Raw genomic sequence first — 19701 nt, forward strand, 5'->3', positions numbered from 1 at the left:
TCCCCCACAGGTCAAGCCCCACCCCATGACCACAACCTGCACTCATACCATCACACGGAGCGACTGAAAGTGACGGGAGGGTCACCCATCCACCGCCAAAGGGGGCAAGACTGCCAGCGTTTTACAGAACCTCGACCCAGGGAGTGTTTGAAATGCGTTCCATCGCAACAGGTCTGGCGCTCACGGCCACCACACTGGCCTTGACCGCGCTGCCGGCCACCGGCACGGCGAGCGCCGAACAGGCCGTATCCGCAAGCCTGTACGCCCCCTCCGCGCTCGTGCTCAGTGTCACCGGAGGCGCCGACACCGTGACCGGGACGGTGCTGCGCGCGGTGACTCTCAGCTGTGCGCCCCAGGCGAGCGGTACGCACCCCGACCCGGCCGGCGCCTGCGCCGAACTCCGGGCCGCCCAGGGCCGGCTGGACGCCATCACCACCCCGGCCCCGCATATCTCCTGCACCCGGGAGTGGAACCCGGTGACCGTCACGGCGGACGGCGTCTGGGAGGGCAAGCGCTTCTCGTACGTCCACACCTTCAGCAACCCGTGCGCGAGAGACAACGGCAGCGGCACGGTGTTCGCCTTCTGACCTGACCACGCCCCAGGGCCTGTCCTCACAGGAGCGCCGGGCCTCCGGCCGGGACGTGCCGTATCTCCGGTGCGTCCGCACGTTCTCCGCCACGCGCGGGCAAGTGCCTGCGGGCGGAGGCCCGGTGCTGGAACGCTGGACGAATGAACGAGGGCGCGAGGACACTGAGGCCGGGCCGACGGTGGTGTGTGCTGCCCGACGACAAGGACTGGCTGTGCGATCTGCGGACCGTCGGGGACCGGCTGCTCGATCATCTGGCGGCCGCCGCCGCCCTCGACGACGACCCGTGGGAACTCCCCGCGGCCCCCTACGCCGAGGCCGCGACCGCGTGCGACCGCGTCGTCTCCATGCTCCCGGCGCGCGCCGGGAGCGGTCTCGAACCACTGCTCTCGCCCACGGGAACGCCACAGCCGACCGTGCACGCCCTCGCGGTGGACTCCGGTGACCTGGACGCGCTGTGGGAGGTCCTCACCCGACTGCACCGCGCCCTCGACGACGAGCCGGGCACCGAAGGGCTTCTGGAACTCGTCGGACAGGCCGGAGCCGAGTGGGGCGACCCGCCGCGCTCACCGCGCGGTCTGATCTCCCAGCTCGAACGCGTGGTGGCGGTACTGGAGCTGGACACCTTCGCGGTACGGACCCTGGCGGTCGTCATGGCCGACGGGACGGCGCGGACGCTGGACGAGACGGGACAGACCGCCTACGAGTCCGTCACCGCGGCCTGGGCCACCACACTCCAGCCCTGAAGGTCCGAGCTGCGAGGTCGGGAGTCTGCGACGAGACTGGGAGGACATGACGGCACGCCTTCTCTGCGCTCAGTGCCCCGGGGAACGCGTTTCTCTGAAGGAGCGGAAACATGACGTCGCGCACTGTTTCACCCTCTGCTCGGCTCTCCGAGCAGGACGCGGCCGTGGGCTTCACGGCGTCCCGGCAGCTGTCGGAGGCCCTCCAGGCAATCCTTGTCGACCTCATCGAACTGCACCTGCAGGGCAAGCAGGCGCACTGGAACCTGGTGGGCCACAACTTCCGGGACCTGCACCTGCAGCTGGACACCATCGTGGACGACGCCCGGGAGGCGGGTGACGACATCGCCGAGCGCATGAGAGCCCTCCACACCGTTCCGGACGGACGCTCCGACACTGTTGTGGCCACCACGACCCTGCCCAGGTTCCCCGAGGGCGAGCTGAGCGTGGCGGCCGTGGTGGATCTCATCACGACGCGCCTCTACGCGACGACGGCGACCATGCGGCGCCTGCACGACGGCGTGGACAAGGCGGACCCGTCCACCGCGGACATCCTCCACTCGATCATCGACACCCTCGAAAAGCACGCGTGGATGGTCCGCTCCGAGAACCGGAAGGTGTGAGAGCGCTCCGACCCGTGTGACGTTGTGATCAGCCTTCGGGCCCCGTCCTCCCCCGTCCTCGTGTGGAGCGGGGCTCTATGACGGCAGATGGCCCTGCAGCGCGCGGACGAGCCCGCTCCTGGCGTCGTCGGCCAGACCCCGGTCGTACGCCCTCTCGTAGGCGGGGTCGCCCGCGGCCTCGCGTGCCCGCCGCTCCCACTCCTCACGGAGCGCGCCGAGTTCGGGGGAACCGCGATGGGGGTGGCCGATCATGCGCCAGTACGCGTGTCCCGTGCCGTACGTACGGGCCGCCTCCACACCGTCGCCCTGGACCGCGATCGCTCCGGCGAGCAGATCGAGACCGAGAGCGATCCCGAGACTGTCGTGCAGCTCGTACTTGCCCGCGAGCATCGCCCGCGCGTGGCCCTCGGCATCGCGCGGGCGGCCCTGCAAGAGGTGTATGAAGGCGAGTTGGTGGTCGGCGTAGGCACGCGCCCAGCGCTCGCCGTACCGCAGGCTGAGCCGTTGCAGCCCGGCGGCCTCCTCGCGCGCGTCGTCGAGTCGGCCGAGCGCGGTGAGCGCGAAAAGCCTTATCACCCGGCAGCGCAACTGTGACGGGGCCTCGCGCGGATCGCCCGGCAGATTGCGCAGCGCGCGGTCGCAGACGGTGTGCGCGGCCAGGGGGCGGCCCATCATCAGGCAGTTGAAGCCGACGAGGTGGGCGGCGGAGAGCAGGGATTCCGGCTCGTTGTCATGCCAGGCGGAGACGCTGCACTCCTCACCGACCCGGCGGGCGGCCTCGTGGTCGCCCTGGAGCGCGAGGGTGATGCCGAGGGCCCAGAGGGCGCGGGTGCGGTGCGGTCCTCCGGCGGGGTGGCGGCGCAGCGCGCGTTCCAGACAGCTGCGGGCCTGGTGGAGATGGCCGCAGCAGCTCCAGAAGAGCCCGGTGCGGCCCGCCATCTCCACGCCCTGCGCCGGGTCGTGTTCGAGGAGATGGTCGATGGCCGCGCACAGATCGGCGTGGGTGTCGGCGACGCGCCGGTACCAGGCGACCTGGTCCGGGCCGAGCCAGCCGGCGTGGGCCCGGCGGGCGAGGTCGGCGAAGTACGCGGCGTGCCGGTCGGCGAGCAGCCGCTCCTCACCCAGTTCGCCCAGCCACATGGCGCCGTATTCGCGGAGGGTGTCGAGCATGCGGTAACGGTCGCCCTCGCCCCCTTCCCGGCGCAGGACGGATTTGGCGACGAGTCCCGCCAGGGCGGCGGTGACCGCCTCGGCACTGAGCGGACCTCCGGCGCACACCGCCCGCGCGTCGTCCGCCCCGATGTCGCCGCGGAAGACGGAAAGCCTGGCCCAGAGGAGACGTTCGAGCGGGGCGCACAGCTCATGGCTCCACCCGATCGCGGTACGCAGCGCGCGATGGCGGCGGGGCCAGACCGTGTCGTCGGTCAGCACATCCAGCCGGTTGGTCAGCAGATCCGCGACACGTTCGACCGAGTGATCGGCCAGCCGGGCACAGGCCAGTTCGACCGCCAGCGGAACGCCTTCGAGACGGTGACAGATCCGGACGGCCGCGGCGGCCGTACCCGGGTCGTCCAGGGACACCCGCGGCGCGGTACGGGCCGCCCGGTCACGGAAGAGCCGTAGCGCGTCGTCATCGCCCGCCAGGGGCAGCGGCGGTACGTCGAGGCGGATCTCACCCCTCGCCCCGAGCGGCTGCCGGCTCGTGGCGAGCACGGTCAGGCCGGGCGCGGCCGTCAGCAGCTCACCGACCAGATGCCCGACCGCGGCCACCGTCCGCTCGCAGCAGTCGAGCACCAGCAGCAACCGTCGCCCCGCCAGCCACTCGCACAACGCCTCCACCGGCGAGCGCAGCGAATGATCCGAGAGCCCGACGGCATCACACACCGTCCCCAGCAACAGCCTCTCGTCGTACAACGGCGACAGATCCGCCCACCACACCCCATCAGGAAACCGGCCGGCCGCCCGCTCGGCGGCACGCAGCGCCAGCCGGCTCTTGCCCACACCTCCACTGCCCGTGAGCGTGACCAACTGGTGCTCCGCGAATGCCCGTTCGATCCAGCCCAGCTCGCTGTTCCGGCCCACGAAGCTGGTCGTCACGACGGGAAGGTTGCCCACCACGGCTATATCCTGGCCCTGTTATGGTCCACGGCCTACACCCCTGGTCGTAAACGGCCAGAATCGGCCGCGAGTGGGCCCAGAACAGTCAACCAGCCACGCGTTCTGGCACGAGTGGGCAATTCCGGTGATCCATCGAGCACCGCGTCGATGCCGCCCCTGGACGACCGAGCCCAGGGCGGTCCGCGTCAGCGGCGACTCCGGCCTCCTCGACCAGCCTGGCGCGGAACTCCTCGACTCCGTCCGCGCCCCGATAGCGCGGCTGGGCCGGGCAGCGAGGGATCGTCCGGCCCCCGGCGGGTCATCGGGGTGCCGCGTTCGCCCCGGCGCTCAGGGGAAGGGCAGCGTGCGGGCGAACAGGGTGACGACGATCAGCACGACCGGGAAGCAGACCAGGAACATCGCGAAGGTGTAGCCCATGATGTCGCGTGCCTTGAGTCCGAGGATCGTCAGCGTGGGCAGCATCCAGAACGGCTGGAGGAGATTGGCGCTCGCCTCGCCGAGGTCGTACACCACGACCACCCAGCCCTGGTTCACCTGGAGTTGGTTGGCCGCGTCCAGGACGTAGGGCGCCTCGATGACCCACTTGCTGCCGCCGCTGGGGACGAAGACGCCGAGCACACAGCTGTAGATCGCGATGAAGGCCGGGTAGAAGAACTCGTTCGACACCGATACCAGCCAGCCGGCGATGGTCTTGCTCAGCCCGGTGAAGGCGATCATCCCGAAGATCCCGCCGTACAGCGGGAATTGGAGCAGCACGCCCGAAGCCGCCGGTGTCCCCTCCTTGACCGCCTGAGCCAGCCGTACCGGACGCCAGTGCAGGATGAGCGCCAGCAGGATGAGGATGAGGTTGACGGTGTTCAGATCCAGGGCGTTGAGGGCGCTGCCCTCCGCGCGGGCGAAGTGCCGTGCCAGGTACCACACTCCGAGCGCGAACAGCAGGATCGCGAAGACGGGGCTGTACTCGATCCACTCCCCCGGCCGGCCTCGGCGCGGCTCCGCCCGCTCGTTCGCCACGCTGGGCCCCAGCTCGACACCCATCTCCTCGGCGGTCTTCGCGCGCTCCGGCGAGGGCGACAGGAACCAGGCCATACCGACGGCGACGACGAAGACGATCGCCGTGGCCACCATGCCCTGCCAGAGGAAGATGGTCTCCGTCAGCGGGATGAGACCACTGCCGCGCCCCTCCTCGATGACCTTCTGTACGGCGGGCGGGCTCGACGCCTCGCCGGCCACCTGGAGCGCCGCGGACCCGGAGAGGCCCTGGGCCCATACGGTGCCGAGTCCGAGGAACGCCATCGCGCCGAGGGCCCGGTAGTCGACACCCGAGACCCTGCGCGCGATCTCCTTGGCGAGGATCGCCGTGAAGATCAGGCTGAAGGCCCAGTTGAGGTAGGACGTCACCATCGCGACGGCCGCGGTGTACGCGATGGCTCCGCGGGGCGTACGGGGCACCCGCGCGAGCCGGCCGATCAGCCGCCCGACCGGTGGTGAGACCGCGACCGCGTACCCGGCGATAATGATCATCGCCATCTGGAGCGTGAACGTGATCAGCGACCAGAAGCCCTGACCCCACGCGTCCACCAGCCCGTAGCCGGTCGTGGCCGCCGGGTCCGACGGGGCGCCGACCAGGTCCTCGCCGGTCACGAGGCCGAGCGCGAAGACCGCGAACGTGCCCACCAGTACGAAGCCCAGCGCGTCCGGCAGCCATCTCTCGGAGAACGCGGTGAAGCGCAGCGCCATACGCGCCGGCCAGGGCTCCCTGCCGGTCGGGGTCGGTGGGGCCGGCTCCCGCGGGGGCGCTGTGGTCATCGGGTGTCCTCCTGTCGAGCGTCCTGGCCGCCGCTGTCCCGGGCCCGGGTGACGGTGAGACCAGGACTCCGTGGCTCCAGGACTCAGTGACTCCAGAGGTCCATGGGTCCAGGGGTGCGGTGCCGAGGATCTTCGGCCACGCGTGGCCGGATGACAATAGAGGTGATCCACATAGCGTGCGACCACATCATGTGGTGGATCAACTTCCTGAGAAAGAAGGCACATTGGGGTGTTCGTTCGCACAACGACGTGTCAGGGCACGATCTCACCGCACGGGAGCCCTCGCCGACCGCCCGGGGACCTGCCCGCTGATCGCCGGTCGCCTCAGCGCGGGGTGCCGCTCCCGTCGGCGCGGGCCCTGAGCCACTCCAGCGCGGCCTCAGCCGAGTTCAGCACCGAGATATGCCCGTCGTCCGGGCTCAGTCGCAGCTCCGCCGAGGGGCAGTGGCTCGCGAGCCACTGGCCGTGCGTGCTGGGCACGATCCGGTCCCGGCCGCCGTGCAGGAGCAGCACGGGTGCGCCGACCCGCGCGGGATCGAATCCCCAAGGGGCGACGTACGCCAGGTCGTCGGCGATCAGCCCGGCAGGACCCGCCGCGACGGCCGGGCCGACGACCTCGCCCAGCCATGACCACGCCCCGGCGAGCGCGGCCTGGTCGGCGGGGGTGAACTCGGGGTCGTACGCGGCGCCCGACGCCTCGTGCCGCTCTTTCGCCGCGCGCCCCTCCGCGGCGGCGCGCAGTGACGCCACCCCGGAATCCGTCATGCCCCCGAACCAGTCGAGCCCTTCGGCGCCGAACGGAGCGAGCCCGGCCACGCCGATGACACCGAGGACGCGGTCCGGCAGCAGCGCCGCGCAGGCCAGGGCGTGCGGGCCGCCGCCGGAATGTCCCATGACCGCGAACCGGTGGATGCCCAGCGCGTCGGCGATACCGGCGACGTCACCGGCCGCCGAGGCCACGTCACGGCCCGGACGAGGGGACGATCCGCCGTATCCGGGCCGGTCGTACGACACCCAGCGGATACGGAGCCGGGCCGCGGCCGGGAAGAGAGGCGCGGGCGGCGCGCCGATGTTCGGCGTCCCGTGGTGCCAGAAGACGGCGAGGGCGCCGTCGGAGTCGTCCACGCCCGTGTCGTAGACACGCAGCGTGCGGCCGTCGCTCAGTTCCAGATCGGTCTCCCTCACACCGGCCGACCCTAATGTCAGTGGCCCGCGCTGAACAGACGCGCGATTGACGCGCCCTGTCGTAACCTTTACCGTTGCGACTAGCGGCACGGAAATCCGGCGGTGCGGGAATCACGGGAGGGGCCGGGAGGTGAAGAGCGAGTGAGCGCGAACAGCAGACTGACGGTCGCGGCCCATGCGCTGACCTGGATGGAGCTCCACCGGCGCCAGGGGCATGAGATCGCCACCTCGGAGCAGATCGCGGGAAGCGTGAACACCAACCCCGTGGTCATCCGGCGGCTGCTCGGCGAGCTGCGCGAGGCCGGGATCGTCGAATCCCGGCGCGGCGCGGGCGCGGGCTGGACACTGACGCGTGGACTCGAAGCCATCACACTGCTGGATGTCTACGACGCCGTGGAGCCCAGCCCCCTGTTCGCCATGCACCGCGCGGAACCGAACCTGGACTGTCCGGTGGGTTTCGGGATCCGGCCGACGATGAAGAGCGTGTACGACGGAATCGATGTCGTCCTGCGCGACGAGCTGGCCCGCACCACGCTGGCCGATGTCCTCCAGAACGTGCTGGCCGCCGGTTAGGAGAGGTGCTTCTCGGCGCGTCGTATCGCCGGTGCGCGCGCATGTCGTTTTTCGCACTCCTTAATGTAACAAAACTCATTACCTCAAGGATGGATGTCATGGGACAGCTGGAAAACAAGGTGGCCCTCGTGACCGGCGGCTCGAAGGGCATCGGGTTCGCCATCGCACGCCGGTTCGCCGAAGAAGGCGCCACCGTCTATCTGACCGGACGACGCAAGCCCGAACTGGACGCCGCCGTGGAAGCCATCGGAGAGCGGGCCGTCGGCGTACGGAGCGATGTGTCGAACCTGCGCGATCTCGACACCCTCTTCGAGACGATCGAAACCCGCAGCGGATGGCTGGACGTCGTGGCGGCCAACGCGGGCGGCGGTGAACTCGCACGGCTCGGGAAGATCACCGAGGAGCACTACTCCACCACCTTCGACATCAACGTCAAGGGGCTGATCTTCACCGTCCAGAAGGCCCTGCCGCTCCTGCCCAACGGCGCGTCCGTGATCGTGCTCTCCTCCACCAACGCCTCGCTCGGCATCGAGGCGATGAGCGTGTACAGCGCCACCAAGGCCGCCATCCGCAACCTCGCCCGCTCCTGGGCGGCGGAGCTCGCCGACCGCGGGATCCGGGTCAACGCCATCTCGCCGGGGCCGATCGAGACCCCCGGTATCGAGGGCCTGGCGGGCAACAACGCGCAGGCGCGGCAGAAGCTCAAGGACAGCTTCACGGCCCAGATCCCGCTGGGCCGGATGGGCCGCCCTGACGAGGTCGCCGCGATGGCCGTCTTCCTCGCCTCGGACCAGAGTTCCTTCACCACCGGCGCGGAACTCTTCGTGGACGGCGGCCTCGCCCAGATCTGACCGTTCCGCCCCCGGGCGGAAGGCACGGCGTGCCGACCATCGCGACGATGGCGCCGGCCACTTGGGACGCGTCGGCGCCGGCCGGGGCGGGAGCCGGCGGGACGGCGCGCGGCGCGTCAGACGATGCCGCCGTTGGCGCGCAGCACCTGCCCGTTGACCCAGCGGGCGGGACCGGCGAGGAAGGCGACGACCTCGGCGATGTCCCGCGGGGCGCCCAGCCGTTCCAGGGGCGCCTGGCCGGCCAGCTTCGCGATGGTCTGCTCGTCCTTGCCGTCCAGGAACAGCGCGGTGGCGGTGGGCCCGGGGGCCACGGCGTTGACGGTGATGTCCCGGCCGCGCAGCTCGCGGGCGAGGATCAGCGTGATGGCCTCGACCGCGCCCTTGGTGGCGGCGTAGCCGCTGTAGCCGGGGAGGGCCAGCGCCAGGACGGAGCTGGAGAAGTTGATGATCGCTCCGCCCGCCCGGAGCCTGCGCGCGGCCTGCTGGTCCACGACGAACGTCCCGCGGATGTTCGTACGGTGCATACGGTCCAAGGCGTCGAGGTCGATCTCGGCCAGCGGCGCCAGCGTCATCACGCCCGCCGCGTGCACGACCACGTCGATCCCGCCGTACGCGGCCTCCGCCGCGTCGAAGAGCGCCGCGACGGCCGTCTCGTCGGCCACGTCGGCCCGGAACGCCATCGCCCGCCCGCCGGCGGCGGTGATGGCGGCGACCGCCGCCTCGGCCTCGGTGTCGTTCCCGGCGTAGTTGAGGACGACGGCGAAGCCGTCGGCGGCCAGCCGCTCGGCGCTCTCGCGGCCGATGCCGCGGGACCCTCCGGTGACGATCGCCACCCGGCGGGGAGAAACGGTCTGCTCGGTCATGGCGCTGCTCTCCTTGTCTCGACCGGATAGCCCTGTCCGCAACCCGGCAGTATCAACGCTAACACTTCCCAGTTAGCATCGTCACCCCTCAATCCGCTGTCACGCCACGGGGCGCGACCGGCTGCCGCACCCGCGAGTTGGCGGCCATTCGTGTGACTGCGGGGTGATTGTGTGACCGGCGTGCGCGGCAAGGGAATGCATGGGCTCCGGGCACCGACTCGGGTGCTTGTCCAACGACCGGTCCGACACCGACCTGTGTGCGTCCCGGACCGGGCGAAGGGAGCAACGCAGATGATCGCTGTGCGACGCATAGCCGCCGCCACGATGCTGGCGGCGCTGGCCGGCATCTCCGCGCCTTCCGCGTACGCGGCGGCCTCGGCCGCCGATGACGCGCCGTTCCTGAAGGCGATTCACCAGGGCAACCTGGCGGAGATCGCGGCCGGACTGAGCGCACGCAAGAACGCCACGGCGGCTTGCGTGAAGTCGGTCGGCGCCACGCTGGTGCGCGACCACAGGAAACTGGACGTCGGCGTCAAGGCGTTGGCGAGCAAACTCCACGTCCCGCTCTCCGCCTCGCCCTCCGCCGCGCAGGAGAAGACGATGACCGCCCTGCAGGGCGTCGTGGGTACGAGCGCGTACAACACCGACTGGCTGACCACCGAGGCCAAGAGCCACGAGGAGACGTTGGCCCTGATCGACAGCGAGATCGCCAAGGGAGGCAACGCCGAGGTCAAGGCAGCCGCCCGCGGGGCACGCCCCGTAGTGGCGAAGCACCTGGAACTGATCCGTGCCTGCGAGGCGCGCGTCAAACAGTCTTGATCCCCGCGAGGAGCGGCGGAGTCGGCGGAACCGGCGGAGACCGGTTGGCGGCCTCGGGGACCTGGCCGCCGACCGCGACGGACGACAGGGGCCGTAGGGCGTCGATGAAGCCCTACGGCCCTTCTACGGCGATTGGAGCCGCCGGCGCGGACCTCTCACCGTCGGGCGCCCCAGCTGAGCCAGGCCAGCGTGGCGAGCACCGCCGCCACGGCGATGTCACTGAGCCCGATCGACCCGCCGGCTCCCTCGTTCAGTGCGGCGAGGCTTCCGACGGTGAGGGCTGCGAAGAGGATGGCCAGGACGGTCCAGAACGCTCTCATGGCGACCCCCAGACGTGGTACATGGCCCAAACATAACCGCCGGTCCGTACCACGGGCGAGGTTCCGTACGATACCGGCCAGCAGGTGCGCCGAAAGGCGAACCCCGGCCTCCGGGAATCCTCGTACGGCGCGGTTGTTGGAGAAAGATGTGAGTATCGCCGCGACTGTTCCCTTCTCCGTGCTGGACCGCTCCCGTATCCGGGAGGGGTCGGACGGTCCACAGGCGCTGCGCGACAGCGTCGCGTTCGCCCGGCGGATCGAGGCCCTCGGCTATCACCGCTTCTGGGTATCCGAGCACCACAGCGTGCCGGGCGTCGCCGGCTCGGCTCCGACCGTGCTCGCGGCGGCCGTGGCCGCCGCCACGTCGACGATCCGTGTGGGGACCGGCGGTGTGATGCTGCCGAACCACCAACCGCTCGTCGTCGCCGAGCAGTTCGGGGTGCTGGAATCCCTCTTCCCGGGCCGTATCGACATGGGGCTCGGGCGGTCGGTGGGGTTCACCGACGGGATACGCAAGGCACTCGGCCGGGGCAAGGAGGACGCGGCCGACTTCCCGGAGCAACTCGCCGAACTCCTGGGATATTTCACCGGCGCCAGGACCGCGCACCCCCAGGTCCACGCGCACCCCGCGGAAGGGCTGCGTGTCCCGGTCTTCGTCCTGGCCACCGGACGGGGCGCACGGGTCGCGGCGGAGGCCGGGCTGCCACTGGTCATCGCGGCCGTACGGGGTGAGGACGCGATGCTCCGGGCCATCGAGGAGTACCGCCGGGACTTCCGCCCCTCCGCCTGGGGCGAGCGGCCGTATGTCGTCCTGTCCGGCACGGTCGCGGTGGCACGGACCACACGGGAGGCGCGCGCGCTGCTGCTCCCGGAGGCCTGGTCGACGGCGTACTCCCGCACCCACGGGGAGTTCCCGCCGCTGGCCCCGGTCGAGACGATTCTCGCCACCGCCATGACGGAACGCGAGCGCGCGCTCTTCGAGGAGGCGCAACACGGGCACCTGTACGGTACGGCGGACGAGGTGGCGGCCGGTCTCCGGGAGTTGCTGGCGCGCGGCGGGGCCGACGAGTTCCTCGTCACGACCAGCACCTACGACCGCGAGGCGCTGCTCGACTCGTACACCCGGCTGGCGCGGCTGCTGGGACTGACCGGCGCACGGCCCCTCTCCCCCGTGTGACCGCCCGGCGGGGCACCTGGTGTCCCGCCCGTACGCGCGGCCCTCGCTCCGGCGGCCGGCCTCGGGCGTCAGTCCCGCTCGGTCCCCTTAGCCGTCCGGCGGCGCGCGAGCCGCCAGACGCCTTCGAGCAGCAGACCGGCCGCGACGGCGATCCCCGCCGCGGCCCCCGGCGCGCTGGTGCCCACCAACTCCAGCTGGAAGAAGCTCCGGAGGAACGGCACGGCCAGCACCACCGCGAAGGACAGCGCCATGGTGAACACGAGCAGCACGCGCCACCAGGTATAGGGGCGCGCGACGATGGACAGCACCCACAGCCCGACCAGGAAAAGGGTGAGCGTCGTCGCCGAGGTCTCCGCCTCCAGGTTCCCGTCGTACACGGAACGGGCGGTGGCGTACGAGGCCATGGTGGCCGCGGCGGCCACGACGCCGCACGGAACGGCGAACCTGAGCACCCGCCGGACGAAGTGGGGCTGGGCGCGCTCCGTGTTGGGGGCGAGGGCGAGGAAGAAGGCCGGAATGCCGATGGTGAGCGAGCCGATCAGGGTGAGGTGCCTGGGCAGGAACGGATAGGGAACGTTGGCGAGGACGACAACGATGGCCAGCAGTACGGAGTACATGGTCTTGGTGAGGAACAGGTTGGCGACGCGCTCGATGTTGCCGATGACACGCCGTCCCTCGGCCACCACGGACGGCAGGGACGAGAAGTTGTTGTCGAGAAGGACGATCTGGGCGACCGAGCGGGCGGCCGGACTTCCGGTTCCCATGGAGACAGCGACATCCGCGTCCTTGAGTGCGAGCACGTCGTTCACACCGTCTCCCGTCATCGCCACCGTGTGGCCCCGGGACTGGAGGGCGGCGACCATGTCGCGTTTGCGCTGAGGTCCGACCCGGCCGAAGATGGCGTTGCTCTCGACGGCGTCGGCCAGTTCGTCACGGTCCTCGGGGAGCCTGCGGGCGTCTATGTGACGATCGCTGCCGGGCAGTCCGAGCCCACGCGCCACCGCGCCCACCGAGAGCGCGTTGTCACCCGAGATCACCTTGGTGTCCACGCCCTGCTCCGCGAAGTACCTGAGGGTGGCCGGGGCTTCCTTGCGGGTGCGCTGTCTGATGACCACGACGGCGACCGGGGCCGCCGCGCCCGTAACCCTCTCCGGCATGTGCAGAGCCTCACTCAGTGGGATGGAGCAGCGCGCCACGAGCAGCACACGAAGACCGCGTTCGCCATAGGCGTCCACGGCGACCAGCACGGGATGTCCCTGGGGGAGCAGCACATCGGCGGCGCCGATCAGCCAGGTCGACGTCCCGCCGTCGCGGTCGGTCAGGGTCGCGCCGCTCCAGCGGCGGGCGGCGGAGAACGGGGCGCTCTCCCGCTCGGTCCATCCCTCGGGGGCCGGATACGCTTCGATGATGGCCCGCATACTGGCGTTGGGACGGCTGTCCACCGCGCCGAGGGCGCCGAGCACGTTCGCCACGGGCACGCCTTGCTCGATCTGGTGCACCTCGTCGACGTCCATGGACGTCTCTGTCAGGGTTCCGGTCTTGTCCAGACAGACGGTGTCCACGCGCGCCAGCCCCTCGATGGCCGGCAGCTCCTGCACGAGACACTTCTTCTTGCCGAGCCGGACAACACCGACCGCGAAGGCGACCGAGGTGAGCAGCACGAGCCCTTCGGGAACCATGGGCACGATCCCGGCGACCATGCGCCGCACAGCTTCCGGGACATCGCCGCCGCCGACGGCCAGCTGACTGATGATCAGAGCGACGCCGGCGGGAATGATGGCATAGGTGACGTACTTGATGATGGTGTTGATCCCGTTACGCAGCTCGGAGTTGACGAGCGTGAAGCGACGGGCCTCCTCCGTCAGTTGAGCGGCGTACGCGTCCCGGCCGACGCGTGTGGCGACGAACGCGCCTGTACCGGCCAGGACGAAGCTCCCGGACATCACCTTGTCCCCCGGGCTCTTGAGTACGGCATCGGCCTCACCGGTCAGGAGCGACTCGTCCACTTCGAGGTTGTCCGCCTCCACCACGGTGCCGTCGACAACGGCCTTGTCTCCGGGGCCGAGTTCGATGACGTCATGGAGAACGATGTGGGCCGGGGCCAGTTCGACGGTCTTTCCGTCACGGCGCACCGTCGGGCGGGCCTCGCCCACGATGGCGAGCCGGTCGAGGGTCCGCTTGGCGCGCACCTCCTGGAACACACCGATGAGCGTGTTGGCGAGGATGACACCACCGAAGAGGGCGTCCTGGATGGGCCCGACGATCAGGATGATCACGAACAGCACACCGATGACGGCGTTGATGCGGGTACAGACATTGGCCCTGACGATCTCGCCGATGCTGCGGCTTGACCGCACGGGTACGTCGTTGATCCGACCCAGCTCGGTCCTCCGCGCCACCTCGGCGGAGGTGAGGCCGGTGGCCGCGTCCTCCGGTAACGGAAGCAGATCGACGGCGTCCCGTCTCCCCGTCCCCGCCGAGCCGTCCGAGCCCTTCGACCACTCATCCATGCCTGGTTCTCCTCCACACCGGTCGCGCCCCCTGAACTGGTCTCGACCGTAAAGTCCGAACGTGTGCCTCCACTACGGACGAACGATGACGCTCGCCTCCACTTTTGTGGCAGCCGTACCGAGACGATCGGTCGGACCGCCTCCCCACCGGGCGGGGACAGAAACAGACGGTGCCCGCCCGACTCTCGCCGGGCGGGCACCGTCTTTCGGTCGCGCCGTAGGCGCTCCGCTCAGCTCATGCCGGCGTCACGGGCGAGGAGCGCCACCTGGACCCGGTTCGAGAGCCCCAGTTTGGCGAGGGCACGGCTCACATGGGACTTCACCGTGCCCTCGCTCATGGCCAGCGCACGGCCGATCTCGGCGTTCGACAGCCCCCTGGCCACGGCGCGGACCACGTCCTCCTCACGGTCCGTCAGTACCGCCATTCTCTCGCGGGCCTTCGCGGAGTCGCCCGATTCCAGCCCGGCGAAGGTGTCGATCAGCCGCTTGGTGATCCTGGGGGTGAGCATCGCGCTTCCCTCGGCGATCGTGCGCACGGCGTCGGCGAGGTCGCGCGGGGACGTGTCCTTGAGCAGGAAGCCGGCCGCGCCGCTCCGCAGTGCGGTGTGTACGTAGTCGTCGATGTCGAAGGTGGTCAGCATGATGACCTTGGGCGCGCCGGGCGAGCGGCGCAGCTCCTTGAGGGCTGTCAGTCCGTCCATGCCGGGCATACGTACATCCATGAGCACGACGTCCGGACGGTACTTCGCCACCGCGGTCACGGCTTCACTGCCGTCGCTGACCTCGGCGACCACCTCGATGTCCTCGGCCGGATCCAGGATCATGCGCAGCCCGGCCCGTACCAGGGCTTCGTCGTCGACGACCAGGACCCGGATCACTTGTGTTCCTCCATGAGTTGCGTGGGAATGGGCAGCTGTGCGCGGACGGAGAAACCGCCGCCCGCCCTCGGCTCCGCGGTGAACTCGCCGTCCAGCAGCTCGACGCGTTCGCGCAGCCCGACGAGCCCCATGCCACTGCCCGGCAGCAACTCGACGGGGCCGTCGGGGGCGTTGTTGTGCACGGCGATCTCCAGATCGTGGGGGTGGTAGCGGACGACGACCTCGGTGCCGGCCGCCCCGGCGTGCTTGTGCACATTGGTGAGGGCCTCCTGCACCACACGGTAGGCGGCGTGTTCGAGCAGGGTGGGCAGCCGTTGCGGCGTACCTTCGTCCCGTCTGCTGACGGACATGCCGGCGGCGCGCGACTGGTTGAGGAGCCTTTCCAGGTCCACCAGTGTGGGCTGCGGTCCGAGCGCCACTCCTTCGCCCTCCGCCGCCTTCAGCACGCCGATGACGTCCCTCAGCTGTGCGAGGGCCTCACGGCCCGTGGTCCGGATGAGCTCCGCCGCGACAGCGGTCCCCTCGTCCTTCGCGTTGATCTCCAGGGCGCCGGCGTGCAACACCATGAGCGAGACCCGGTGGGCGACCACGTCGTGCATGTCCCGGGCGATGCGGGCACGTTCCTGCAGACGCGCCTGTTCCGCGCGGGCCGCCTGCTCACGCTCCAGCTGCTCCGCCCGCTCGTGCAGGCTCTCGACCACGTCCCTGCGGGCCTTGTTCCACAGCCCGAGGGCGAAGGGCAGCCAGACGAACAGCCCGGCGCCGCCGAGCGACGAGAGCATGTCCTGCCAGAAGACCCCCGGCAGCCCGATGGCCAGGCCCGTAGCCGTCGGCAGCACCGTGATCGCGGTGGCCCCGGCCACGTAGGACATCTGCTGGAGCGGCCGGCGCACGGTGGAACCGACGACGTACGACGCCACGCACAGGGTGGCCCAGACGGAGGTCAGAACCCATGAGGCGCAGCCCACCAGGACGACGGGCCAGCGCATGCGCGAGAGGACCAGGACCGAGGCCGCGGAGCCGGCCGCGACGGCCACGGCGAGGATCAACGCCGGCCACGGCGTGAGCCCCAGTTCCGCCTGTACGTGAGGGACCGGCTGGCCGTCGATGGGGATGAACGCGCCGACGGCGAGCACGATCGCCAGCAGTCTCGGGCCCCAGCGGTCCAGCCATCGCAATACGCGTGCTCGAAGTGCTGGTTCGGTGGTCGTCCGCGTACGTCGGGTCACACGCCGAGCGTAGTTGTTCACCGGGGCGTCCACGTCCGTCGTGCGTCTGTATCCGGCCCCCACGAAGGTTGGGTGTGCCTGTGACCTAAGTGGGGCGTGATCGTGGACTTTCCGGCGACGTGGCCCGGGCCCCGTTCTCGCAGACTCACTTCCATGACACAGACAACGGCCGCTGTCCGGGCCTCGGGGCTGGGCAAGCACTACGGATCCGGCGACGCCCGGGTGACCGCCCTCTCAGGCGTCGACGTACAGTTCACGCGCCAGGAGTTCACCGCCATCATGGGCCCCTCCGGCTCCGGAAAGTCGACGCTGATGCACTGCGTCGCGGGCCTGGACAAGGCCGACGAGGGCACGGTGTGGATCGGCGACACCGAGCTGACCGGGCTGAGCGACAACGCCGTCACCGATCTCCGGCGGGATCGCGTGGGCTTCGTCTTCCAGGCGTTCAACCTGCTGCCCACCCTCACCGCCCTGGAGAACATCCTGCTGCCGTTCGACCTCGCCGGGCGCAAGCCCGACAAGGAGGTGCTGGACAGGATCATCACCACCGTGAACCTCCGGGACCGGCTGCACCACCGGCCGAGCCAGCTCTCCGGCGGCCAGCAACAGCGTGTCGCCTGTGCCCGGGCCCTGGTCACCCAGCCGGAAGTGGTGTTCGCCGACGAACCGACCGGCGCGCTGGACTCCACCGCCTCCGCGGAACTGCTGCGGTTCCTGCGCCGGAGCGTCGACGACCTCGGCCAGACCGTGGTGATGGTGACCCACGAACCCAGTGCCGCCGCCTTTGCCGACCGGGTGCTCTTCCTCAAGGACGGTGGTCTCGTCGACGAGATCCTCGCACCGACCGCGGACAGTGTGCTGGAGCGTATGAAGTCCTTCGAAAGGTCCGTGGCCTGATGCTGAGGACCATGCTGCGCGATCTGCTCGCGCACAAGGGACGCATGGTGATGACGCTCGTGGCCATCTCCCTGGGTGTCACCGCGACGGTCGGCAGCTGGGTGGTGAGCGACTCCATCGCGGCGACGCTCACCCTGCGAAAGACGCGGGAGGATGTCAGCGTCTCGGTGCAGAGCCCGAGCAAGGATCCGGTGCTCAGCACGGCGGAACGCGACCGGCTGGCCGGGCTGCCGGGCGTCGCCGAGGCGCGGGGAGTGACCGTAGGGCGGGCCGGCATCGTCGGACACGACGGCAAGCTGGCCAAGGCGAGCACGGTTCTGGACCGGGCCGGTACCAACTGGAGCGGCGACAAGCGCTTCACGGTGGACGCGGGTGAGGCCCCCAAGGGCCCCGGCCAGGTCGCGCTCAACCGGACCGACGCCGAGACCGCCGGTTTCGGTGTGGGCGACACCGTGCGCGTCCTGCTGTCCGACGGCCGTTCTGACCATGCCAAGGTGACCGCCCTGTTCACGTACCACCGTCTGGGACCACAGACAGAGGCGGACTCGGACGAGGCGTCCGACGCTGTCCCGGTGGTGGCCTACGACAACGCCACCGCCGCGAAGCTCCTCGGTGCCCGCTTCCACCGCGTCGAGCTGACGGCCGCGCCAGGGACCACCCCCGCCACGCTCGCCGACGCCGTACGCGGCACGGTGCCCGACACCTACCCCGTGGAGACGGGCAAGGCACTGGCCGACGCCGCGACCGCGCAGTCCGAGGACGAGGCGCAGGACCTGAGGCTGACGATGCTGCCGTTCGCCGCGGTCGCGCTGATGGTCGGGATGTTCGTCATCGCCAACACCTTCACCATGCTGGTCACTCAGCGCACCCGGCAGTTCGCGCTGCTGCGCGCGGTCGGCGCGCGCAGGAGGCAGGTGCGTACCGGAATCATCGTGGAGGCGGCCGCGCTGGGCGTGGTCGGCGGCATGATCGGTTCGCTGGCGGGTGTCGCGATCGGGCCGCTGATGATCTCCGTGCTGCGTCCCGACGACAATGTCGAGTTCACCGTCCGGCCGGTCGCGATCCTGCTGGGCTTCGGTGTGGCCGTCCTGGTGACGGTACTGGCCGCGTACAACTCGGCGCGGCGGGCCGCCTCGGTACCACCGGTGGCCGCGCTGCGCACCGACGCGGTCGTCCCTCGTGACACCAAGCGGCGCCGCAATCTGCTGGGGGTGGCTTTCCTGGTCGTGTCCGCGGCGATGGTCATCGCCACGGCGGACCCGAGCTCTTCGAACACCCTGCGCATCATCGCGCTGGTGGGCGCGGTCCTCGGTGTCATCGGCATGATTCTGCTCGCCCCGTTCTTCGCCGAGAAGGTGCTGCGTCCGGTCACCGGAATCCTCGGGGTACGGGGTGGGCCGGCCGTCCGGCTGGGTCTGCGCAGCGCCGCGGGCGATCCGCGGCGTACGGCGGGCACCGCGACCGCCATCACGGTCGGCCTGGGGCTGGTGTGTGCCTTCGCCACGCTCAGCGCGTCCTTCGCCGGGCTGATCGCCTCGACGACCCGGGCCAACGTACCGATCACGACCACCGTGCTCCAGTCGGCCGCCGGTGGAGAGTCCACTCTCACGCCCGCGGAGGCGGACCAGGTCCGTGGGCTGCCGGGCGTCGACCAGGTCGCCGGGGGCCGCGATGTACTGGTCGGTCTGTCCTACGCGGGCGGCGAGACCGTACGGCGGATCACCGCGATCGAGCCCGAGGCGCTGAGGACGGTGCTGACGCCCAACATCACGGCGGGCAGCCCGGATCTGACCCGAGGCGTGGTCATCTCGCAGAACCAGGCCGACATGCTGGACCTGGGCATGGGCGACGAACTCACACTGAAGCTGGACGCCAAGACCTCGGTCACACAGTCGGTCGTGGGCGTCTACGACGCCACGGAGTTGCAGGCGAGCATCTTCCTTGACGTGGCGAAGGCGCCACAGGCACTGCGCAAGCAGATCACTCTCCTGTACGCCTCGGGGGCCGACCCGGACAAAGCGCGCGAGAGCATCGAGACGGCGTTCCGCGACCGCCCCGATGTGGCCGTGACGGACCGTGAGGGCCTCGTCCAGCAGGGCGTCGACCAGCAGCGGTTCGCGTTCACCCTGATGTACGCCATGTTCGGCGTGGCGATCGTCATCGCGGTGTTCGGCGTGGTCAACACACTGGTGCTGTCGGTCATGGAACGCACCCGCGAGATCGGTGTGATGCGCGCGGTGGGCGCCAAACGGCTGCTGGTGCGCCGGACGATCAGGGCGGAGTCCATCGCGATCTCTCTGTTCGGCGCGCTGCTGGGAGTGGTCGTCGGGGTCCCGGCGGGGGCCGTGATGCAGCACGCCATGTTCGGACAGCGGCTGTGGGACTTCACGATGCCGTTCACCGCGGTCGGCCTCGCGCTGATCGGCATCACGGTCGCCGCCGTGCTGGCGGCGATGTGGCCGGCCCGCCGCGCGGCCAACACCAACATGCTGGCCGCGATCGCGAGCGAGTAGCCGGGC

At 70.3% G+C, this 19701-nt stretch carries 17 protein-coding genes; 9 read left to right on the top strand and 8 right to left on the bottom strand.

Annotated features, from left to right (window positions below; translation table 11 throughout):
• The first annotated feature begins 152 nt into the window (after nt 1–152).
• The 3 genes from AB0M67_RS32100 to AB0M67_RS32110 all read left to right on the top strand — a co-directional run bounded on the left by AB0M67_RS32100 (nt 153) and on the right by AB0M67_RS32110 (nt 1953).
• A complete protein-coding gene (locus AB0M67_RS32100) occupies nt 153–587 on the top strand; it encodes a subtilase-type protease inhibitor (protein WP_365751067.1) in 435 nt (144 codons plus the stop codon).
• Between the two features lie 143 nt (nt 588–730).
• The gene (locus AB0M67_RS32105) at nt 731–1333 is read left to right on the top strand and encodes a hypothetical protein (RefSeq protein ID WP_365751068.1); all 603 of its coding nucleotides are present in this window, start codon (nt 731–733) and stop codon (nt 1331–1333) included.
• Nucleotides 1334–1443: 110 nt separating this feature from the next.
• Nucleotides 1444–1953: a DNA starvation/stationary phase protection protein gene (locus AB0M67_RS32110; RefSeq protein ID WP_365751069.1), complete on the top strand. Its 510-nt coding sequence runs from the start codon at nt 1444–1446 to the stop codon at nt 1951–1953.
• Between the two features lie 75 nt (nt 1954–2028).
• On the opposite strand, the gene AB0M67_RS32115 is transcribed toward AB0M67_RS32110, so the two are convergent.
• From AB0M67_RS32115 to AB0M67_RS32125, 3 genes are all read right to left on the bottom strand, one after another.
• Nucleotides 2029–4068 carry an NB-ARC domain-containing protein gene (locus AB0M67_RS32115; RefSeq protein ID WP_365751101.1) on the bottom strand — a complete coding sequence of 680 codons (2040 nt, stop codon included), beginning with the start codon at nt 4066–4068 and terminating at the stop codon, nt 2029–2031.
• Nucleotides 4069–4398: 330 nt separating this feature from the next.
• Entirely contained in the window at nt 4399–5880 is a 1482-nt protein-coding gene (locus AB0M67_RS32120; RefSeq protein ID WP_365751071.1) for a TIGR00366 family protein, read from the bottom strand.
• Nucleotides 5881–6204: 324 nt separating this feature from the next.
• The gene (locus AB0M67_RS32125; protein WP_365751072.1) at nt 6205–7065 is read right to left on the bottom strand and encodes an alpha/beta fold hydrolase; all 861 of its coding nucleotides are present in this window, start codon (nt 7063–7065) and stop codon (nt 6205–6207) included.
• 141 nt (nt 7066–7206) lie between these two features.
• Here AB0M67_RS32125 and AB0M67_RS32130 point away from each other — a divergent pair, with 141 nt between their 5' ends.
• Both AB0M67_RS32130 and AB0M67_RS32135 read left to right on the top strand, forming a co-directional pair.
• Nucleotides 7207–7638 (top strand): Rrf2 family transcriptional regulator, encoded by a 432-nt coding sequence (locus AB0M67_RS32130; protein ID WP_365751073.1) that lies wholly within the window; start codon nt 7207–7209, stop codon nt 7636–7638.
• 98 nt (nt 7639–7736) lie between these two features.
• Nucleotides 7737–8489, top strand: coding sequence for an SDR family oxidoreductase (locus tag AB0M67_RS32135; protein ID WP_365751074.1), 753 nt, complete (start codon nt 7737–7739; stop codon nt 8487–8489).
• A 116-nt stretch (nt 8490–8605) separates the two neighbouring features.
• Here AB0M67_RS32135 and AB0M67_RS32140 read toward each other — a convergent pair whose 3' ends face one another.
• Nucleotides 8606–9352, bottom strand: a complete 747-nt coding sequence (locus AB0M67_RS32140; RefSeq protein WP_365751075.1) for an SDR family oxidoreductase — start codon at nt 9350–9352, stop codon at nt 8606–8608.
• Between the two features lie 291 nt (nt 9353–9643).
• Between AB0M67_RS32140 and AB0M67_RS32145 the strand changes: the two genes are divergently transcribed.
• Entirely contained in the window at nt 9644–10171 is a 528-nt protein-coding gene (locus tag AB0M67_RS32145) for a DUF4142 domain-containing protein (RefSeq protein ID WP_365751076.1), read from the top strand.
• A gap of 155 nt (nt 10172–10326) precedes the next feature.
• Here AB0M67_RS32145 and AB0M67_RS32150 read toward each other — a convergent pair whose 3' ends face one another.
• Nucleotides 10327–10491, bottom strand: coding sequence for a hypothetical protein (locus tag AB0M67_RS32150; RefSeq protein ID WP_365751077.1), 165 nt, complete (start codon nt 10489–10491; stop codon nt 10327–10329).
• A 148-nt stretch (nt 10492–10639) separates the two neighbouring features.
• Between AB0M67_RS32150 and AB0M67_RS32155 the strand changes: the two genes are divergently transcribed.
• Nucleotides 10640–11668, top strand: a complete 1029-nt coding sequence (locus AB0M67_RS32155) for an LLM class flavin-dependent oxidoreductase (RefSeq protein ID WP_365751078.1) — start codon at nt 10640–10642, stop codon at nt 11666–11668.
• Nucleotides 11669–11736: 68 nt separating this feature from the next.
• Here the strand turns inward: AB0M67_RS32155 and AB0M67_RS32160 are convergent, their stop codons facing one another.
• The 3 genes from AB0M67_RS32160 to AB0M67_RS32170 form a co-directional block, all read right to left on the bottom strand.
• Nucleotides 11737–14178 (bottom strand): HAD-IC family P-type ATPase, encoded by a 2442-nt coding sequence (locus tag AB0M67_RS32160; RefSeq protein ID WP_365751079.1) that lies wholly within the window; start codon nt 14176–14178, stop codon nt 11737–11739.
• A 230-nt stretch (nt 14179–14408) separates the two neighbouring features.
• On the bottom strand, nt 14409–15056 hold the full coding sequence (locus AB0M67_RS32165; RefSeq protein WP_365751080.1) for a response regulator transcription factor: 648 nt from the start codon (nt 15054–15056) through the stop codon (nt 14409–14411).
• Nucleotides 15053–16285: a histidine kinase gene (locus AB0M67_RS32170; RefSeq protein ID WP_365751081.1), complete on the bottom strand. Its 1233-nt coding sequence runs from the start codon at nt 16283–16285 to the stop codon at nt 15053–15055. The genes AB0M67_RS32165 and AB0M67_RS32170 overlap by 4 nt, the downstream gene beginning before the upstream one ends.
• A 153-nt stretch (nt 16286–16438) precedes the next feature.
• Between AB0M67_RS32170 and AB0M67_RS32175 the strand changes: the two genes are divergently transcribed.
• Nucleotides 16439–17182, top strand: coding sequence for an ABC transporter ATP-binding protein (locus AB0M67_RS32175; RefSeq protein ID WP_365751082.1), 744 nt, complete (start codon nt 16439–16441; stop codon nt 17180–17182).
• Entirely contained in the window at nt 17182–19695 is a 2514-nt protein-coding gene (locus tag AB0M67_RS32180) for an ABC transporter permease (protein ID WP_365751083.1), read from the top strand. Before AB0M67_RS32175 ends, AB0M67_RS32180 begins: the two co-directional genes overlap by 1 nt.
• The last annotated feature ends 6 nt before the right edge of the window (nt 19696–19701 follow it).

The sequence above is a fragment of the Streptomyces sp. NPDC051662 genome (assembly GCF_040681655.1).
In the GTDB taxonomy this organism is placed as follows: Bacteria; Actinomycetota; Actinomycetes; order Streptomycetales; family Streptomycetaceae; genus Streptomyces.

Coding starts and splice junctions, on each gene's coding strand:
- AB0M67_RS32145 (WP_365751076.1), top strand. CDS start 9,644: ATGATCGCTGTGCGACGCATAGCCGCCGCCACGATGCTGGCGGCGCTG.
- AB0M67_RS32160 (WP_365751079.1), bottom strand. CDS start 14,178: ATGGATGAGTGGTCGAAGGGCTCGGACGGCTCGGCGGGGACGGGGAGA.
- AB0M67_RS32135 (WP_365751074.1), top strand. CDS start 7,737: ATGGGACAGCTGGAAAACAAGGTGGCCCTCGTGACCGGCGGCTCGAAG.
- AB0M67_RS32150 (WP_365751077.1), bottom strand. CDS start 10,491: ATGAGAGCGTTCTGGACCGTCCTGGCCATCCTCTTCGCAGCCCTCACC.
- AB0M67_RS32110 (WP_365751069.1), top strand. CDS start 1,444: ATGACGTCGCGCACTGTTTCACCCTCTGCTCGGCTCTCCGAGCAGGAC.
- AB0M67_RS32120 (WP_365751071.1), bottom strand. CDS start 5,880: ATGACCACAGCGCCCCCGCGGGAGCCGGCCCCACCGACCCCGACCGGC.
- AB0M67_RS32140 (WP_365751075.1), bottom strand. CDS start 9,352: ATGACCGAGCAGACCGTTTCTCCCCGCCGGGTGGCGATCGTCACCGGA.
- AB0M67_RS32175 (WP_365751082.1), top strand. CDS start 16,439: ATGACACAGACAACGGCCGCTGTCCGGGCCTCGGGGCTGGGCAAGCAC.
- AB0M67_RS32100 (WP_365751067.1), top strand. CDS start 153: ATGCGTTCCATCGCAACAGGTCTGGCGCTCACGGCCACCACACTGGCC.
- AB0M67_RS32180 (WP_365751083.1), top strand. CDS start 17,182: ATGCTGAGGACCATGCTGCGCGATCTGCTCGCGCACAAGGGACGCATG.
- AB0M67_RS32105 (WP_365751068.1), top strand. CDS start 731: ATGAACGAGGGCGCGAGGACACTGAGGCCGGGCCGACGGTGGTGTGTG.